This is a genomic window from Gracilibacillus sp. D59 (genome assembly GCF_052246695.1).
Lineage (GTDB): Bacteria > Bacillota > Bacilli > Bacillales > Amphibacillaceae > Gracilibacillus.
This window is the reverse complement of record NZ_JBQQCK010000002.1, coordinates 140,695-159,618: the sequence shown is the minus strand read 5'-3', so window position 1 is coordinate 159,618 and position 18,924 is coordinate 140,695. Positions and strand designations below refer to the sequence as shown.

Annotated in this window: 13 protein-coding genes and 1 pseudogene; 7 read left to right on the top strand and 7 right to left on the bottom strand. The window is 34.6% G+C overall.

Annotated elements, in window-relative coordinates:
* Positions 1-672: 672 nt before the first annotated feature.
* The 4 genes from ACTWP4_RS04050 to licT form a co-directional block, all read right to left on the bottom strand.
* The gene (locus ACTWP4_RS04050) at positions 673-2,115 is read right to left on the bottom strand and encodes a glycoside hydrolase family 1 protein (RefSeq protein ID WP_443127483.1); all 1,443 of its coding nucleotides are present in this window, start codon (positions 2,113-2,115) and stop codon (positions 673-675) included.
* Between the two features lie 12 nt (positions 2,116-2,127).
* On the bottom strand, positions 2,128-3,561 hold the full coding sequence (locus tag ACTWP4_RS04045) for a 6-phospho-beta-glucosidase (RefSeq protein WP_443127482.1): 1,434 nt from the start codon (positions 3,559-3,561) through the stop codon (positions 2,128-2,130).
* Positions 3,562-3,616: 55 nt separating this feature from the next.
* Complete coding sequence (locus ACTWP4_RS04040; protein ID WP_443127481.1) at positions 3,617-5,542, bottom strand: beta-glucoside-specific PTS transporter subunit IIABC; 1,926 nt, start codon at positions 5,540-5,542, stop codon at positions 3,617-3,619.
* Between the two features lie 247 nt (positions 5,543-5,789).
* Positions 5,790-6,641 carry a BglG family transcription antiterminator LicT gene (licT, locus tag ACTWP4_RS04035; protein ID WP_443127480.1) on the bottom strand — a complete coding sequence of 284 codons (852 nt, stop codon included), beginning with the start codon at positions 6,639-6,641 and terminating at the stop codon, positions 5,790-5,792.
* Between the two features lie 569 nt (positions 6,642-7,210).
* Here licT and ACTWP4_RS04030 point away from each other — a divergent pair.
* Together ACTWP4_RS04030 and ACTWP4_RS04025 are read left to right on the top strand one after the other, a co-directional pair.
* On the top strand, positions 7,211-9,139 hold the full coding sequence (locus ACTWP4_RS04030) for a T7SS effector LXG polymorphic toxin (RefSeq protein ID WP_443127479.1): 1,929 nt from the start codon (positions 7,211-7,213) through the stop codon (positions 9,137-9,139).
* Between the two features lie 14 nt (positions 9,140-9,153).
* On the top strand, positions 9,154-9,603 hold the full coding sequence (locus tag ACTWP4_RS04025; RefSeq protein WP_443127478.1) for an SMI1/KNR4 family protein: 450 nt from the start codon (positions 9,154-9,156) through the stop codon (positions 9,601-9,603).
* Between the two features lie 159 nt (positions 9,604-9,762).
* Here the strand turns inward: ACTWP4_RS04025 and ACTWP4_RS04020 are convergent, their stop codons facing one another.
* Positions 9,763-9,915, bottom strand: a complete 153-nt coding sequence (locus tag ACTWP4_RS04020) for a hypothetical protein (RefSeq protein WP_443127477.1) — start codon at positions 9,913-9,915, stop codon at positions 9,763-9,765.
* Between the two features lie 295 nt (positions 9,916-10,210).
* Here ACTWP4_RS04020 and ACTWP4_RS04015 point away from each other — a divergent pair, with 295 nt between their 5' ends.
* From ACTWP4_RS04015 to ACTWP4_RS04000, 4 genes are all read left to right on the top strand, one after another.
* Positions 10,211-10,483, top strand: a complete 273-nt coding sequence (locus tag ACTWP4_RS04015) for a hypothetical protein (protein WP_443127476.1) — start codon at positions 10,211-10,213, stop codon at positions 10,481-10,483.
* A 387-nt stretch (positions 10,484-10,870) separates the two neighbouring features.
* The gene (locus tag ACTWP4_RS04010; RefSeq protein ID WP_443127923.1) at positions 10,871-11,299 is read left to right on the top strand and encodes an SMI1/KNR4 family protein; all 429 of its coding nucleotides are present in this window, start codon (positions 10,871-10,873) and stop codon (positions 11,297-11,299) included.
* Positions 11,300-11,597: 298 nt separating this feature from the next.
* Positions 11,598-12,035 (top strand): SMI1/KNR4 family protein, encoded by a 438-nt coding sequence (locus tag ACTWP4_RS04005; RefSeq protein ID WP_443127475.1) that lies wholly within the window; start codon positions 11,598-11,600, stop codon positions 12,033-12,035.
* 646 nt (positions 12,036-12,681) lie between these two features.
* Positions 12,682-14,655, top strand: coding sequence for a methyl-accepting chemotaxis protein (locus ACTWP4_RS04000; protein WP_443127474.1), 1,974 nt, complete (start codon positions 12,682-12,684; stop codon positions 14,653-14,655).
* 283 nt (positions 14,656-14,938) lie between these two features.
* Here ACTWP4_RS04000 and ACTWP4_RS03995 read toward each other — a convergent pair.
* Positions 14,939-15,160, bottom strand: a pseudogene (locus tag ACTWP4_RS03995) (DUF779 domain-containing protein); the annotation flags it as partial.
* Between the two features lie 157 nt (positions 15,161-15,317).
* Between ACTWP4_RS03995 and ACTWP4_RS03990 the strand changes: the two are divergent.
* Complete coding sequence (locus tag ACTWP4_RS03990) at positions 15,318-15,521, top strand: hypothetical protein (RefSeq protein ID WP_443127473.1); 204 nt, start codon at positions 15,318-15,320, stop codon at positions 15,519-15,521.
* An 80-nt stretch (positions 15,522-15,601) separates the two neighbouring features.
* Here ACTWP4_RS03990 and ACTWP4_RS03985 read toward each other — a convergent pair whose 3' ends face one another.
* On the bottom strand, positions 15,602-18,922 hold the full coding sequence (locus tag ACTWP4_RS03985) for a DUF5107 domain-containing protein (RefSeq protein WP_443127472.1): 3,321 nt from the start codon (positions 18,920-18,922) through the stop codon (positions 15,602-15,604).
* Positions 18,923-18,924 lie beyond the last annotated feature (2 nt).

Genomic DNA, 18,924 nt, shown 5'->3' with positions numbered 1-18,924 from the left:
CACTTTTAGTAGAGTTGTCGAATAAATTCATTTAAACGCATTAAGACAATTTAACATCACTGTTGTTATATAAAATTTACATTTTTGTTAATTATGATTTATAAACACCCCCATTTAGTAATTACAGTTAATGAATCGCTTACATTAAGGCAACATATAAACTGCACTCATTCATTAGGTTACTATAAATATATATCATACTCAATATTTATGATAATAAAATAACAAATTTATTAATAATTAACAAATTTGTTATTGTAATAATTCATTTAGTAGTTATTAAAAATACCTTTAACTATCCGATTTATATCAAAGGTTATCAAGTATTCGGAAGTAAAAGGTATTTCATTTAAAGACGTATAATTCGTCTTAATATAGACTTGATTTAAGCTCACCGTAACACATTTAGAAAAATTAAGAATTTTATACTTTCCTATTCTTAAGAAAAGCGCAGAGCGCCCGTTTAGAAACATAGCGACTTCAGAATCAACTGAGATAAAGGAATCAAGGTGAGGTTACGAACCGATGATGACTTTCACCCAAGGGTATAAGTGCGATTCGTGAAGTCGCCTAGTTTTTGGGCGATCGGAGCTAGGACATCCGCACAAATTTTATGCTTTCTTTTCTTAGAACAAAAGACACCCCTATCAAACAAGGGTGCCTCCCAATCATTTATAATCTTCCTCCATTACTTTCAATCACGTCTTTATACCAATAGAAAGATTTTTTGCGACTTCTATCTAATGTGCCTCTACCTTCATCATCTTTATCGACATAAATAAAACCATAACGCTTAGACATTTCACCGGTCGATGCACTTACTAAGTCAATGCATCCCCAAGCAGTGTAACCCATTAAATCTACACCGTCTTCAATAGCTTCACCCATGGCAGCAATGTGGTCACGCAAGTATTCAATGCGATAATCATCCTGAACAGAACCATCTTCTTCTACTTTGTCATATGCACCTAAACCATTTTCCACAATAAACAGGGGTACACGGTAACGATCATATAATTGATTCAAAGCAATTCGTAAACCGGTTGGATCGATTTCCCAACCCCAGTCACTAGCCTTCAAGAATGGATTACGAACACCTGACATAATATTTCCATCGGCATTCGCTTGATCAGATTTATCTAATTTTTCGGTGCGAGACATGTAATAACTAAATCCAATATAATCGACAGTATGCTCTTTGATTAGTTCTAAATCGCCTTCTTTCATATCTAATTCAATGTTATTTTCTTTAAAGTAGCGATTGATAAATGCTGGGTATTCGCCGCGAATTTGAACATCTGCACAATAATAATTAAACAGACGCTCTTCTTCTAAGGCGTACATCACATTTTCAGGATTTGAATCATAAGAGTAAACGGGAGCATAGATAATCATACACCCAATTTGTGCATCTGGAATAATTTCATGACAAGCTTTCACTGCTAAACTACTTGCTACAAATTGATGGTGAAATGCTTGGAATGTTGGTGTATATTTATCCTCTTCGTTTTGAATGGAAAAACCTAACCCCATAATTGGCATCACTAAACCACTATTGATCTCATTAAAGGTCATCCAATATTTCACTTTATCTTTATAACGATTAAAGATAGCATGTACATAGCGCTCGAAGAATGTAACAACCTCACGACTTCTCCAACCACCATAATTTTTCACTAAATCTAATGGCATCTCATAATGTGAAATAGTTACAACTGGTTCAATGCCGTGCTTGTGTAATTCATCAAATACCCGATCATAAAAAGCTAAGCCTTCTTCATTCGGTTCTTTTTCATCGCCTTTTGGAAAAATTCGTGTCCATGCAATGGACATACGGAATACTTTAAAACCCATTTCTGCAAATAACGCAATATCTTCCTTATACCGATGATAAAAGTCGATTGCTTCATGGTTAGGATACGTATATTTATCTTTATCGATTTCAAAATTAAATCCTGGTTCTTTTAATATATTTAAACGGCCTTTCCCGCCTGGTAGGACATCTGCAATATTCAATCCTTTATTACCTTCATGAAAGCCACCTTCGATTTGATTAGCAGCAGTTGCTCCACCCCATAAGAAATTTTTTGGGAATTGATATGTTTTACTAGTCATCATGTTGCCTCCTTATTCTACATTTTCTCCATTCGATCCAATTACTTGCTTATACCAATCAAAACTTTTCTTCTTACTTCTGTTCAACGTTCCTTTTCCTTCATTATCACGATCTACATAAATATAGCCATAGCGTTTCTTCATTTCACCTGTTGAAGCACTTACGATATCAATCGGCCCCCAACTTGTATAACCAATGATTTCCACACCATCTTTCAGTGCTTCCCCCATTTGTTTGATATGCTCACGTAAATAAGCGATCCGGTAATCATCTTTTATTTCGTTATCTTCATCCAATTGATCCATCGCACCTAAACCATTTTCAACAACAAATAACGGTTTTTGATAGCGATCATATAGTTGATTAGCTGTAATGCGGAAACCTTTCGGATCAATCGTCCAGCCCCATTCAGAAGCTTCTAAGTATGGATTGGTAATCGAATCAAATACGTTTCCACCTGTTTTATCTTTTAATACTTCTGGATCTGTACTCGTAGCTCGAGAACTGTAATAGCTAAAGCCAATATAATCCACGGTATACTTCTTTAATAATGCTTCATCATTTGGTTCGATCGCTAGCTCAATATCATTTTCTGCAAAGAAGCGCTTGGCATAGCCTGGATATTCACCACGAGACTGCACATCAATAAAGAAGAATGATTCACGATCTTGATCCATCGCTTTTTGGATATCATCCGGATTACAAGAATACGGATACGTCATACCAGCTGCCAACATACAACCAATTTGTGCTCCAGGAATGATCTCATGACCTGCTTTTACAGCTAAAGCACTTGCAACTAATTGATGATGAGCTGCTTGATACATGACTTGTTGTTTGTCTTCACCTTCTTTAAAAATAAGTCCTGCCCCAACATATGGTAAGTGTAATAGCATATTGATCTCATTAAAGGTTAACCAATACTTCACTTTATCTTTGTACCTCGTAAAAACGGTTTTAGCATATTTTTCAAAGAAGTCTACTACTTTTCGATTTTTCCAACTTCCATATTCTTTCACCAAGTGAACAGGTACATCAAAATGCGCCAATGTCACCACTGGTTCAATTCCATATTTGTTTAATTCATCTAACACATCATCGTAAAATTGTAATCCTGCTTCATTAGGTTCTGCGTCATCTCCATTTGGAAAAATACGTGCCCAAGAAATAGATAGACGAAATGATTTAAGCCCCATTTCTGCAAAAAGGGCAATATCTTCTTTATAGCGATGATAAAAATCAATCGCCTCATGTGATGGATAGAATTCATTTTCTTGTGGTGTATAGTTTTCCACTTTTCCTAGCATAATCGGAAAACGATTTTCGCCTGTTGGTAAAAGATCAACCGTTGTTAATCCTTTTCCATCTTTTAAATAGGCACCTTCTACTTGATTAGCTGCTATAGCGCCACCCCAAAGAAAATCTTTTGGAAATTTATTTATCATCGTTCAGTCCCCCAATTATTATGTGAAAAAGGAGCCTTTGACAGCCCCTTTCCCTTTATTTAGATGTCAATTCAATAACAGTACTTTCTGCAGTTACACTAGATTGTTCTATTATTTTTAGTTGATATTGTTCATGGTTCGTTACAACTACTGGTGTCGTAATCTCAAAACCAGCTTCTTGAATTCCATCTATATCAAAAGTCAGAAGTTCTTGACCTTTTTCTACTCGTTCTCCTTGCTGTAACGATGTTTCGAAATATTTTCCTTCAAGTTGAACCGTATCTAAACCAACATGGATTAAAATCTCCGCACCATTATCAGATGTAATACCGATCGCATGTTTTGTCGGGAATAAAGCGGAAATGGTTCCTGAAACAGGCGATACTAACTTACCGTCTATAGGTTCAATTGCAATTCCTTTACCTAGAGCTCCAGATGCGAAAGCAGTGTCATCAATTTCTTCTAACTTTCTTACTTCTCCAGTTAAAGGGCTTGTAATTACCTCACTTTTAACTTCTGGTTCACTATCATTGGCTGGCTCCGTATTTGATGGTTTTTCTGATGCTTCAGCCCCTGCTTTTTGTTTTCTAATACCTCCAAAGAAATAAGTTAGAACAAAGGACAATACGGCTGCAACAAGCATAGAAATAATAGCTGCAACAAAGGACTGATTCAATCCTTCTTCAGGATGAATAAAACTTGGAATTTGGAAGACACCTAACCCTGCCATATTGTAACCAAGTGTTCCAAACATACCTAATATGGCACCACCAACAGCTGACGATACAGCAGTAAAAATAAATGGCCATTTTAGTGGTAACGCAACACCATACATACCTGGTTCTGTTACACCGAATATGGAAGAAACAATTGCTGGTGGAGCTAATGCTTTTGTTTTTTGATTTCTCGATCTAATGATAACAGCAGTTAAGGCACCTGCTAATGCAAATGAGTGTGCAAATATTAAAGCTAAAATTGGATCATGACCAATTGTTGCAAAGTTATTAATTGCAATTGGTACAAGCCCCCAGTGTAATCCAAACATGACAAACACTAACCATAAACCACCAATAAAAATACCGGCAATAATTGGACTTAGATCATAAATGCCAACACTTGCGGCTCCTAATAATTGACTTGCCCAAGTAGCAATAGGACCAATGATAATAAAAGTTAAAGGTATAATAATAAGCATGGTTAACAATGGTACTAGGAACATCTTTAATACATCTGGAACAAATTTGGCAAAAGTTGTTTCTAGTTTAGCTGCAAAAAATGTTGCGATGATAATCGGAATAACGGACATCGAATATGTCATTAAGATTACTGGAATACCTAAAAATTCAATATATACTGGTGATTCATACATTGTTCCCGCAAATAACGTATACAATGGCTCACCTGATGCTGGAATCCCTTCCAAGTCAGGGTATACTAACGCCATCGCGATAACCATACCTAAGAACGGGGTTCCTCCAAATTTTTTCATTGCGGTATAACCTAAAATCACTGGTAAGAAGTAGAATAGTCCATCTCCAATTGCATTTAAAATTTGATAGGTTCCACCTTGTTCATTCAATAACCCAACTGCTACAAATAATGCATTAAAACCTTTTAACACACCAGATGCTACTAATACTGCAAGAATAGGTGTAAAAATACCAGAGATCATATCGATAAAACGATTCAGCAAATTGCCTTTTTCTTCGTCTTGATCTACTTCAGCTTTTGCTTCAAATCCACCTTCAGCAACTACTGCTTTATAAACATCTGCTACATGATTTCCAATAACTACTTGATATTGACCGCCACTTTTACGAACGGTTACAACACCATCCATTTTATTTAATGCTTCTGTATTCGCTTTACTTTCATCTTTTAATTTAAAACGGAGTCGTGTAATACAATGAACGACACTGTTTACATTTTCTTTTCCACCAACATGTTGAATAATATCCCTTGCTAACTGTTGATATTTCATGATCGTTTCACCTCTCTAATTAATGTTTTATGAAAGCTTTCATTTTTCATGTAAGGGGTTTATTTAGAGCAAATAAAAAACCTGAATGAACTGGTTTATACACACATAGTGATAGCTATGCGCTTCCAATTCATTCAGGTTATGCCCAATAAGGTAACATTCCTTACTTTTCCTATAGGTTTTGTACATTTAATTTATCACCTTCTTTTTTTCTTGTCAATCACAAATTAAATCGCTTTCTCCATTTTTAGTTCGTCTTTCTTTGTCGATAGGTAACGCGATGAATATGGATTGTCAAATATACCATATCATCTTTGGTTAATACCCAATTAAAATTCTTTTCCAAAAAAGTAGCTATTTTTTCTGTACATTTGTATGCTTGGTGATATTTACTTTGTACTTGCTCATAAAAGAATTCATCAATAGTTTCTTCAATATGCTCTTCACGTAAAAATCGCACCGTAAAGAAACGCAAATGAGTTAAAAATCGTTCATAGTTGATAGAGTTTTCATCTATTTCTGTTTTATAATGATATTTCACGATATTTAAAACCTTGTTGACAACATCAGTTACCTGGACGGCCATTTCCATGTTTTCCCCAGATAGCTGACTATTGATTAAGTGAAGAGCAATAGATGCTGCTTCATCCTCGTTCATTCTTATACCTGTATAATCTTCAATAATATCCAATGAGTGCAAACCAATTTCAAATTCTTTTTTATAATATTTGCGTATCTCGAATAGCAATGTGTTTTTTAATTGAATGCCTTCCTTCATTCTCGTAATCGCAAAACTGATATGATCTGTTAATGCGATATATAAGTAATCATTCAACTTATACGGTAATTTAGACCGTGCATGTTCATAAATTTCAGAAGCGACATCCAAATATTTATCTGACGTATCTTGTAATAATTGATTTAGCTTTTCACTTGTTCCAGTATCTTGTAGGACAAAATTCTTTTCAATTTTATCTTCATCAATTCTTTGTCCCACTTTTTTCTGAAATGCTAAACCTTTCCCCATAACAACCATTTCTTGACCATGTTGGTTAGTAGTGACGACGACATTATTATTTAAAACTTTATTAATTTTCATATCAGACATCCTTTTATTCGATATTTTGGACGTTAAACCTATTTTACCCCAATGATAAAGGAAAAAATGAATTAAAAAACCTAAGCTATTGAATAATACATACTTCCCCCAACTAATACTGGGCGATGTACTATTCAATAACTTAGGTTTTGCCTGCTTGATCAGTAACAATCCTAAATCACAATATAATTATTGTAAACGCTTTTACCAAGGAGTATATCAATATTTAAACAGATGTCAAGGGTGAAAAACGGGACTTTTCAATCAGTGGTTATTTTTGATCCACTTTTCTTAGAAGAACTGTAACGTATTTTACATAACTATCCATAGGCCTTAAGTAATTATATCCATCAAATAAATAGTGATTTTACCCTATGTAAATAGTTCTTCCTAATATGTTAAAATTTGTAATGGATATTATTACCTTTAAGATAAGAGGAGTGGAACATGTCGAATGTGAGAGTAAATATCGAGGAAGTAAATGACTTTGATCAAGAAATAAAAAGAGAAACAGCCTCCATCAAAGAAGCATTACATAAGGTTCAATCAACATTGATGAAATAATAAATATGGAGCGATTTCAGGGAGAAGCAGCAGATGCAGCAAAGGAGTATTTTCAAGTTTTACATGACATATTGCTTCAAGCATTCGTAGGTGTTTTTGAACAGTTGGAAGCTAACATAACAAAGCACCTCCAAGCGTTCTCTGATGAAGTAGACAGTAATAGCCATGCTATTTTACATACTGGTTACTTAGAGTCAGAAGAACATGATATACTAGATACATATAGGCAACTAGAGCACATTCAAAGGGATGTGGAACGCACAATCAATAGCGTTTCAGATCTGACATCTGCCCAACCTCCATCGACTTACCATCTACTAGAATCCAAAGAAAATAGTATTCGTGTCATGAGTAAGCTATCACGTAAAATGAGCACTTATTCCAATTCCTTTCGTAGGGATAATGAACAGATGGAAAGCTCATTACATGAAATCAAAGTATTGATGGATAAAGTGACCAAGCACTCCGTTAAGCATGATACGAAACATAATTTTCAAGTACAGTTACCTTTTATTACTTCATTTGTAGCGGATGCAATCGAGCAAGCGCCATTTGAACGAATGCTCTTGACGCAAAAGGAAAGAGATAGACAATCTATTTTAGCTTTCAGACATTCACGCGAAAGCAGACAATTGACAGGTTTGAAAAAATATGAAAAAGCAACATCCACAGATTTACAATTAGCGGAACGTATCCAAGCCTTTTTCATGTCCCGTCTTCAACACATTCTTCAAGCAAACCGTTGGTGGCAGCAGACACTAACTCAACAAGTGGACGTAACAAAACGTTATTTGTTAAAGGCAGGGATAGCATATACAAACCATGCTACAAATGTAAAAACAGCAGGGAAAGATATCATAAATGGAGCGATAGTAGAACCGGTCACCAAGTCATGGGACAGTTTCAAAATAATTGGTGAGTCTGTGGTAGACTCCGCTCAAGAACGAAATGAAAAGAAGTATGATTCTGGATATGATTTTGCCAACTACGTAACATTTGGTATACCAGACGCGGTGCTAGGCATAAAAGACGGATTTGAACACCGTTATCAAGCGTTAAAAGATGACGTGAGTGTCTCAAACTTTTTAAACTATGCTATGATGGGAACCAGTGAAATGACAGTAAATGCCGTTAATCCTGAGGAAGCTTATTCACCCGAACATTGGCTGAATAGCTTAGGCTTAGCAAGTGCCATAGCTACTGGTGGTTTAAGTGCAGCATCTAGCCAGTTAGTAACCAAATCAACTCTTGCCCGTCCGAAACCAGTAACAACAGGCCCACAAACAACCAAAGTGCAGCTCATCCCTTATCGAAGTGATTATATAAAGGTGAAAATGAATAAAGCACTTGAAGAAATAGGGAAAGTAAAAGTTCCTATAATAGTGAAAGAAGAGCTAGTAACTGAAGTTGGTCAGTTGTCGATGTTGAGGATGGAAACGAAAAGGTTGCAAGAGACGCAGTTGCAGTTGTTTAAAGGACGTGGGGATGGTAATAAAGGGACTTTAGAAGTGAAATTCACAAAGGGACAGCTTGCTACTAAGCCGCAATACTCACCTGTTCCAGAGAAATGGTTAAAAAAAGGTGGAACTGTGAAAATAGATGAAAATGGAACTTGGGTATATACAAATAAGAAGGGACAAACTGTAAGATATCCTGATGGTTATCCAGATTTCACTGAATACTCACATCCAACTGTTAAACCGGTAGAAATTGAAATTGCAAGTCCAACAAATCGTCCTTTAGATTATAAAAACGCAAATAGAAAGGCAAAACTGAATAAAGACTCCGACCCACCAGTTGCTTCTTTAAATGAAGCGCCTGAAGGTTATACTTGGCATCATCATCAAGATGGAAAAACAATGATTCTTGTTGATAAAAAAGTTCATAGAGAATTTACTCATGCAGGTGGAGTTAATATCGTTAATGGAAAATAATTAGGAGGATTTATATGGCAAAAATATTTGATTCACATGATAATCTTTCGTTAAAACAAATAGAAAAATTCGAGATTGAAAATAATGTTAAACTAACAGAATTATATAAAAGTTTTTTACTTAAATGGAATGGAGGAAAAGTAATACCTAATTTATTTATGATTTCTGACGAGCAAGGACCAAGTGTTTTAAATGTTTTTTATGGTATTGGAGATATGTATGATAATTTGACGGATTTTATAGATATAATGGAAGGAAGGTTACCATTAGGATTTATTCCAATTGGAGAGGACCCATCAGGAAATGTTATATGTTTAGGGACAAAGGATCCTTATTATGACAAGATTTATTTTTGGGATCATGAGAAAGAACCAGAAGAGCCTGATGATATGAGTAATATGTATTTTTTAGCAAATAATATTGATGAATTTATGGATAACTTATATGAAGACAATAAAGAATAAAAAAGTATTAGCAATAAATTATATTATACAGCTAACTATGGAACACTTGATTGTCAAATAGATAACAAGTGTTTCATAGTTAGCAACTTATTCTATGGACGACAAAAAAATGCTTACTTAGAATTCATAACTCATGATGGTTGTATCATCAAGGTATGTTTAAATACTTGGAAAGTATAATCGGAATAACTGCACCGTTAATGAAATTAGCTGGATCGGAAAATAGGAAGACGCTAAGTAGACAACTTTTTCCGGTTTACCAAAGTGTTTCATTGGATTGGCATAATCGAACTCCTTTCCTGCTTTCCCCAATTTTCTCCTCCCCATTGTTTGAGAGAGCCTTCGATCATTGGTATCATAATGGCACCAGGCGCGATCATTTTAATATTTACACCATATTCAACTCCTGAGTTGCGTGTTAGTCCGACAACCCCGTGCTTACTTTGCTGAGTAACCCGATTGATTACCACCCCCACAGATTTCTCTAACAAAAGCTGTGTTAACACTAAAAAGGGGATTTCACTAACCTCCTTAAATTAATTTAGAGAACATTTGTATCGATGGCACGGTGGTAGCTATAAGAAAAGCCTACCAGGTAAACCACTAAATGATTCAGTTGATAATGGCTTTTAAGGAGGGTATAAATATATCAGTAATACTTTTAGTGGTGGAACAAAATGAAAATCAAATAAAATATTTACCTACAATAAGAAAAAATACAAACTTAGGATTTTCTGAGATAAAAAACAGACTTGGAAATGGTAGTCCGATAATGGAATGTAATTTGTTTAAAGATGATGAGGACGATACAAAACTTAAAAAATTAATAAATGAATTGTTAAATATTGGTGCGAAGATTAGACTGTATGATGTGAGTTAGTTAAAAATAAAGAAGTAACTGTTGAATACTTGATGAATAGACTTGATAGATATAAAGAAATACAACGACAAAATGAAATTTTAGATGATTTAATGTACGGTGAAGATTAATTTGTGACGGTGTTATTTAGAGTCGAGAAAATTTAGTTACAATATTTTGACGAGAAGACATTTTAAGCTTACGAAGTATTGTTACAGAGAACACGCGAAAAACTTACGAAATTAAACAGGTTCGTTGGTTTAAAGATAGGATTTACTAACTTAATAAAAAACATCATACCTTGATGGGTTTTACTTTAGGAAAGAAAAGCTAAAGAGAGAATTATAAAGTCAACATCGTTGAATTATTGGAAAATACGAGCAAAAGAAGCTTTAGGAGGAAAATAATATTAGTATTTTGCCTGAGAGACTAGATGAAGTTCTTGGAGAAGAAATATATAAACGAGAAGATAGCAAACTAGTACAGTATGCCTTAATAAGGCTAGGTGTAAATGCATCAGATACTTTCCAAGAATTTTATAACCAGTATGCAGGACCTTTTTGGGAAGAATATGTACCCTTTGAATTACTAGATATAGCAGATGAGGAAAGTAATATTGAATCATACACAATCACCTCTAGAAAAGAACATGGTTTTCCGAAGCAGTATCTTGTTTTAAGTGAAATGTCAGCAAATTCGGTATTAGTCCTAGATACTGTAACAGATAAAGTTTATACAGTTAATTTTGAGGGTGGAGACGAACTGCTTTTAAAAGGGGAGTTAAAGGAAACTTGGTCATCATTTTTTGATTTCTTGAAGACATATTTTAATTGTTAATCATGGTTCAATAAAAGATAATTCATAGCTACTTAAAACCTTGATTGGTAATATGCCTTTCAAGGTTTTTTAACTTTAAAGAACTATATGGTTAAAACAATATCACTTTGAAATATGTAGCGGTGGTTTTAATGCAACAACAAGTCAGCTAGTAACAAAACCGACTTTTTACCGTCTCAAACCGGTAGCAACAGACCCTAAAGTCCAACAGCCATGAATCGCAAATGATACCTTAGAAAGAACGACTGAAGGATCTTATTCCAGAAATCTGCGTTCTGCAGGATAGGAGGTAATTTTAATGGCAACATTTGATTTTGTAAAAAATGGAAGGCATAAATTTATTAAACTACAAGAAAGCGAACTGTTAAATGCGGAAGAGAGGCTCGGTTTTGAGTTACCTAATGAACTTAGATATCTTTACTTAGAAGTTGGCTATGGTTTTATCAAAGGAAGAAATGAGAATGCAATAAATAGAATAATGGATCCGGATACTATAGCTGATATTACGTTGAGAGAAGGTATTTACGAGTTTGATCCAGATTTAGAAGGAATATATGAAGATGATGATAAATTAGTATTTTTTGAAGTGAACGAGGGGGTATATTTAACGCTTGATTTAAATACTCCTAAACAAACTTCTATATATTTTTTTGAAACCAAAATAGCTAATTCATTGGAGAAATTTATAAGAAAGATTGATGAGGACTCTGAATACTTTATGGATATAGTTGATTAATAATCTAATCCAGGTGCTAAGCAATAGTAAACAAACTAGCAAGGAATCAGTTTTTTATGAGAAATTTTTAAAAGATTACTCAAGACAGAAAACTTACTAAAAGAGTTATTATAATATAACGTTTGTAACATTGATTTAACAAAATATTAGATATTTATACATAAACTTTAATCTATGTGCCTTTCAAGTTTTTTATGGGGGCTCCCCTGAAAAGGTATATAAGAGTTTGATCTAGATTTAGAAGGAAAAAATGAGGAAGATGATAAATTATTACTATACTTCATCTTTTTCATTTCTCTATTGATATATAAGAGTTTTTCCAGCTGCCAGTTTCCTCATTGGAGAAATCAGTATAAAAATCACTAACAGAAAAAACTACTAATTAAAATGCAATTTTGGATGGTTCGTTTGACACTGGGATCCTCCAGGGGCTTGGTTCGATAACTTTTTTTGTTAGTATTCCAATTGAAGTCTAATACAATAAACAAGGGTTTTCCACAATGCAATCATGTGGTTTACATATAAAATACCAATAGGGAAACACAGACAATTAATTATGAATTATTGACTATGCCTTTTAGACTTATTTTGATTTTAGTGATAAAATTATTAGATACATATATTTATAAACTTCGGAGGAGATAACTTGAATATTTCAAAGTCCATTAAAGCAAAATTATTTGTTTCTATGTTATTGATTTCCATTATTCCCTTACTTTTAATAAGTTCAGTTCTATACACAAAGACAACTCAGGGTTTTAATACTATTCTACAAAATAATCAATCAACAACACAGGATTTGATTACCAATCAATTAAATAACGTATCACAAGATCTTCTTGAGCTTACAAAGTCTTATGCAACGAATCCTATTCTTTTAGAGGCTTTCCAAAATGGTGACCGAAAAAAATTAGGAACAGTAGTTGATCCTATTTTTGAAAGATTACAAAATGAGCATCAGTTAGATGTCTTTGAATTTGGTGGCAAAGATGGAATGGTATCTTTTAGAGGTCATAACCCTGAAAAGTTTGGGGATGATAAAAATGATATACCTGCTATTCAAGCAGCACTAAATGGTGAAGAAACTTCAGGTTTTGCATTTGGCAGTAGTGGTTTATCAGTTAGAGCCTTTGTTCCGTTGAAAAACGGTAATAAAGTAATAGGATCATTGCAAACAGGTCTAAGCGGCCAAGTCATTCAATCTATTACTGATTCCTTTAACGGTGTTCAATTAAATATTATGAATAATGAAGGGAAAATTCTAGTTGCTTCCGATAAAAACAATATTGGGAATGTGTTCAAAGAAGAGTCCATTTTAAATACAGTTTTTAATGGGGATGAAGTATCAAAAGAGAATGAAAATAACCTAGAATCCTATTCGCCATTATATGATCCTACTAATACAGAGGTAATAGGTATGATTCAAATTAAGCAAGATGTAGGTGTTGTAAAAAATATCGATAAAAACATATTCCTTTATTTAATGATTATCGGAATTTCTACATTGATTGTTGCTATCATCATAGCTTTTTTATTAAGTCGGAGTTTCTCTAAGCCAATAAAACAAATAACCACAGTGATGGGCGAATTATCAAAAGGCAATCTAAATAACAAGATTCATGGAAAGAAGAGAAAAGATGAGTTTGGTCAATTATCTAACTCAGTTATAGAGACACAATCACATATTAAAGATATAATTAAAAGAATTTCTGAATTATCTCAAGTTGTAAACAATAAATCTACTATAATGAAAAATGCTTGTAATGAGTTGAAAATAGGTAGTAGCCAAGTAGCATCTACTATGCAAGAGTTAGCCATCGGATCGGAACAACAGGCATCCACATCATCTGATTCAGCTAAAAAAATGAACCAATTTACAGCTCGAATTGATCTTGCAAATCAAAATGGTTCCTCTGCAAATGAATCTTCTTATGAAGTTCTGCAAATCACAGAACATGGGAACGAATTGATGAACCATTCATTGGATGAAATGAATAAAATTAATGAAATTGTGAAAGAAGCCGTTCAAAAAGTAGAAGGATTAGATGATCGTTCAAAAGAAATTGCAAAACTAGTTACTGTGATACAAGAAATTTCTGAACAAACAAATTTATTAGCTTTGAATGCAGCAATTGAAGCTGCAAGAGCTGGTGAACATGGTAAAGGGTTTGCTGTTGTAGCAGATGAGATACGAAAATTATCTGAACAAGTCTCGCATTCTATTATCGAAATTACAGACATCGTAGAAAACATCCAACATGAGTCGAGTAGTGTCACTAAATCCTTAACAAAGGGATATTATCAGGTGGAAGAGGGTTCAAACCAGCTAGCATTAACTGGAAAAGCATTTGGAAATATAGATCAAGCAGTAAGTGATATGAGTAGTAAGATACAAAATATCTCTAGTACTTTAACGGATATCACAACAAATAGTAGGGATATCAATTCTTCGATTGAACACATGTCTTCGATCTCTCAAGAATCAGCAGCTGGCATCGAAGAAGTATCTGCATCTGTGCAACAGACAGACACCTCTGTTGAAGAACTATCAAATAATGCAGATTCATTAGAAAAACTGTCTAGCGAGCTAGAAGTAATGGTGAAAAAGTTTCAATTATAATTTCGATTTCTCTACACAACGTAATCGAAAGCTGATAAAACCTCTTTGGCTTTAACTATAGGATTTTGTGAAAATCTTGATCTTTTACATCATGAATTGGATCTAAATGGATTAAAGATCATATGATTCAAATCTTAAAAGGGGATATGGTTATTTCAAATAGAAACTTAACTCCCTATTAGTCAATTCTTAAATCATTATTAACAATAAAAAACGAAGCCCTTTATTCGAGCTTCGTTTTTGTCATCTTATTTTTTTATTCAATAATCAATCCTCATTTAGGTTAATTAAATACCCGCGACCGAATTAAAAATCGCTTACCTTCTGGGTTTTCCAGAGAAAACATACCTCCTCGACCTTCTACTACATCAATAATTAGTTGGGTATGCTTCCAGTATTCATATTGATCTTTCGACATATAAAAAGGGTTATCATTCACATAAGCTAATAAAATATCAGAATCTCCAACTCGAAATTCTCCTCTTGGATAGCACATCGGCAGCGAGTGTCATAGCTATTGGTGGTTTAAGTGCAGCATCTAGCCGGCTAGTAACCAAATTAACTCTTGCCCGTACTAAAAACCAGTAGCAACTGTTCCGAATGGACAACAGTCCATAAAAACGCATCTCATTCCTTTTCGAACTGATTATATCAAGGGTAAAATGACTAAAGCACTTGAAGAAATAGTAAAAATAAAAGTTCCTGCATTAGTGAAAGAAGAGCTAGTAACCGAATTTGATCAGTTGTCGATGTTGAGAATGGAAACAAAAAGATTACAAGAAACGCAATTGCAGCTGTTTAAAGGGTATGGCGATTATAAGCCGTCTATTAAAAGTAAAAGAGTGGTACCCTTCACCATTTTGTGATGGATACTACTCTTATTTGTTTAAATAAATGGAGTTAGTCCAGCCTCATCTAATGAAAACCTATGCCACCAAACTAATTATCAATAAAATTTATCAAAATGTTGCAGGTGCCAAGCTGCCTCTAGATGACTTGGATTTAATTCCAACACTTGGTACAAAAATTCTTTTGCTTTTTCTTTGTTTTGTAATCCCATATACCCTAATGCCATCATGAAGTAAGAATGAATTTTATTTTTTTGATCCATATCTTCATCAAACACGAGAAAATCTGGTAAGGACACGGCAAAGTAATCAATTTCTAATTTTTTGAATAATTGTGTTTCACCGTAATCTATTAGTTTATTAAATGTACCATTAGCAAGTTCACCATCACCTAATTGGCGGTGTGCGAGTCCTTGATAAAAAATCATCTCTGGTGGCTGATCATTGTAATACATAGCATTAGCGGGATCACTAAGGCCTTGCGTTGCTCTTTTAAAGAAGAGAGTCGATTCTTCTTTTTGTCGATTCAATAAATGGGCTAGACCAAGCCAATAGTTTATATCATTTTCCTGGGCGCCATAAAGCTTGCCCTCACCTAAGTTTTCAGGGAATGTTTTCGCTTTTTGTAATAGATTTATTGCTTTACTATATTCTTGATTGTCCATTGCGGCTAATGCAAGACCGATATGGGAGGTAGTATATTGTTTGGTAATTTTTCCTTCGCCGCCTTCCCATGGATGGAATATTCTATCCTGAATCAAAGGTAATGTTTCTTGATAGTTTCCTCGAATATGTTGAAGCGTGATATATTCTACAAAAAGATCATCTCGTTCTTTCACGAGGTCCATGTGTTTTTCCATGATGTTAATTCGTTTTTCTGGTGAATGACCTAACTTTTTGTATAATTGATCCAATTCGTAAAAAACTCTTGCATCTTTTTTGTCTAGGCTGAAGGCTTTCTCTAATACTTCTTGAGCTTTTTCCTGATTGCCTAATTTATTATAATAGTAAAAAGCTAGGTTGCGAAAAGCGGTAGGGAAGGTATCCTCTATCGCAATCGATTGTTGCCAATGAATTGCGGCTTCTTCGTACCTTTTTTTATCATACAAAAGATTGCCAAGATAATAATGTGCCTTATCTTGTTCTGCTACGGTTTCTAATGCATTGTTTAGTACGAGATAATCATATAAATGATTAGGAAAACAATAGTCTGATGGCTGTTGGTTTGCTTGCCGATAATAGCTTTTTGCTTGATCTAAACGCCCCTGATGATGGGCTGCATAGCCCAGATAATAATCGATCATTGGGTTTGAGTCATTTTTTATCGAACCAAGCAAGAGCTCGATATCTGCAAATCGTCCTGACATAAGCAGATCCTGTGATAAATAAAGGTAATTTCGGGTTTCCCCTCGTGTGATCTTCTCTAATGATTCCCACGCTTCTGTGGCTTTTTCTTTTTCTTCAAGTGCGATATAAGTTAAATACTGTTCATATCTGGCACCAAAATCAACCGGGTCTTTTTTAATAGTTGTTAAAGTATCATCAAGCGCTTGTTCTAGATTACCTAATTGTCGGAGACATGCTGTTCTTAAATTACGTATAATTAAATTGTTTTGATTGATAAGTAATGCCTCATCAACATGGTTTAGTGCCATTTCGATCTCTCCATTCTGGTAAGCGATCATTGCGAGATGACTGATCGCTTTATCCTTCCAAAGACCACTCCATGTTGCTTTGTAAAATGTGCGGTATGCTTCTTTTGTTTTACCCTGCAATTGTAGACATAGACCAAGGTAGAAGTAAGGCTCCATTTCATATGGATTAGGATTATGTCTTGTTAACGTCTCAATTGCTTTTTCTAAATGTTTTTCACTTCCTGATAATTGTCCCCTTCTTAACAGTAACTGTCCGTATGCATTATTAATACGGTAATCACTAGGATTTCGGCGTAGACCTTCCAAATAATAATCTTCAGGCTCAAATGTCGCATGACGATATTGTTCCAAATGCTGACCAGCGAGAAAAAGGTCCTCATTATTTCTTAATGTTTCTGGAGCTTCGATCGCCTTAGCTGCTTCTGGTATTTCTTCAATGGCTGGTGCTTCTGCTTGAAATTCAACTAATAGGCAATCATTCTCTGAAAAAACTTGGATCAGATAGTCATCAAACTGATCAGTTTTGTCTACTTCGAACGTTTTTATCCAGCCTTTTTTAGGTGTGGAGTTGAACGTGAACTCTTGAAAAGTTTTATGCTTATGCTTAATGATTAATTTGACGTTATTGAAAGCTGATGTTGTATAGACACCAGCAGTTAGTACCCCATCATTTAATGTTAAATTTACTGCTGCGTCTACACTGGCATTTTTGATAGCGCCTATATCCTTATATGGCATAAAATATTGTGTGAATTGCTTTTCTTCGTAAGGTTGTATCCAGGTAAAGTCAGGCTGATTATCGGTGAAGACGCCTGTCATCAGCTCTACATATGGGCCATTCTCATCCGTTAGGTTACGATCCCATGCTTTACCAAAATCACCGCTTCCCCATGTCCATTGTTTTTTTCCTGGTGAAATGTGGCGATTGGCAACATGGTAAATACCAGATTGCTCTTTAAAATCATAACTACCAACGAAATTATAATCGGAGTGGTGAACCATATAAGACGTTGGTACAGGAATATTCTTATACTTCGAAATATCCACACCTGCTGAATAATCCATTTTGTAATATTCACCCGTAGCAATTGGGAATTTAGATACATCTCGCTTCCCATGATCAAAGACAAAACGAACGTCAGGCGGAAAAATAGATTGCGTATGATCATTGACTGGAATAGCTGGATTCGCCCACCATAAAAAGGTTTGTGCTTGGCAGGTTCGGTTAAATAATTGACCGGTGATTTCAATGATAGCTTTATTAGGATGAAGCGTAAAACCTGCCATACCTTTCGTTCCGTACATGCGATCGATTTCGCTCACCCAAACCGTTTGACTGCCATTTTGATTCGCTTCTATCGTATATTCGACTGGACCAAATGTATTGGGACGATGATGTTGTGGCCAGTTAAATTCAATCCCTCCCGAAATCCAAGGCCCCGCCAATCCGACTAACGCAGGTTTGATGACTTCATTATAATAAACAAAGTCATACTCATTCGTCTTATCAAGCGCACGATAAATACGTCCACCTATTTCCGGCATTAATTCTACATACAAGTATTCGTTCTCTAATATGACTAATCGATATGTTTTTTCTACTTTTTGATCATATATTTTTTCAATAATCGGATGGGGATACACTTTTCCTGAACTTCCCTGATAGACTCTTTTTTCTAAAAACATTGGATTTTTTTCTGGTTTACCAACTGGGTAAGTCGGAATCGTTACATCCCGCTCATACACTTTTACATTTGTTGTCACAG

Excerpts from the sequence above, each read along its gene's own strand:
- ACTWP4_RS04005 (WP_443127475.1), top strand. The coding sequence starts at position 11,598 with ATGGCAACATTTGATTTTGTAAAAAATGGAAGGCATAAATTTATTAAA.
- ACTWP4_RS04030 (WP_443127479.1), top strand. The coding sequence starts at position 7,211 with ATGGAGCGATTTCAGGGAGAAGCAGCAGATGCAGCAAAGGAGTATTTT.
- ACTWP4_RS04015 (WP_443127476.1), top strand. The coding sequence starts at position 10,211 with ATGATTCAGTTGATAATGGCTTTTAAGGAGGGTATAAATATATCAGTA.
- ACTWP4_RS03990 (WP_443127473.1), top strand. The coding sequence starts at position 15,318 with ATGACTAAAGCACTTGAAGAAATAGTAAAAATAAAAGTTCCTGCATTA.
- licT (WP_443127480.1), bottom strand. The coding sequence starts at position 6,641 with ATGAAAATTAATAAAGTTTTAAATAATAATGTCGTCGTCACTACTAAC.
- ACTWP4_RS04040 (WP_443127481.1), bottom strand. The coding sequence starts at position 5,542 with ATGAAATATCAACAGTTAGCAAGGGATATTATTCAACATGTTGGTGGA.
- ACTWP4_RS04050 (WP_443127483.1), bottom strand. The coding sequence starts at position 2,115 with ATGACTAGTAAAACATATCAATTCCCAAAAAATTTCTTATGGGGTGGA.
- ACTWP4_RS04045 (WP_443127482.1), bottom strand. The coding sequence starts at position 3,561 with ATGATAAATAAATTTCCAAAAGATTTTCTTTGGGGTGGCGCTATAGCA.
- ACTWP4_RS04025 (WP_443127478.1), top strand. The coding sequence starts at position 9,154 with ATGGCAAAAATATTTGATTCACATGATAATCTTTCGTTAAAACAAATA.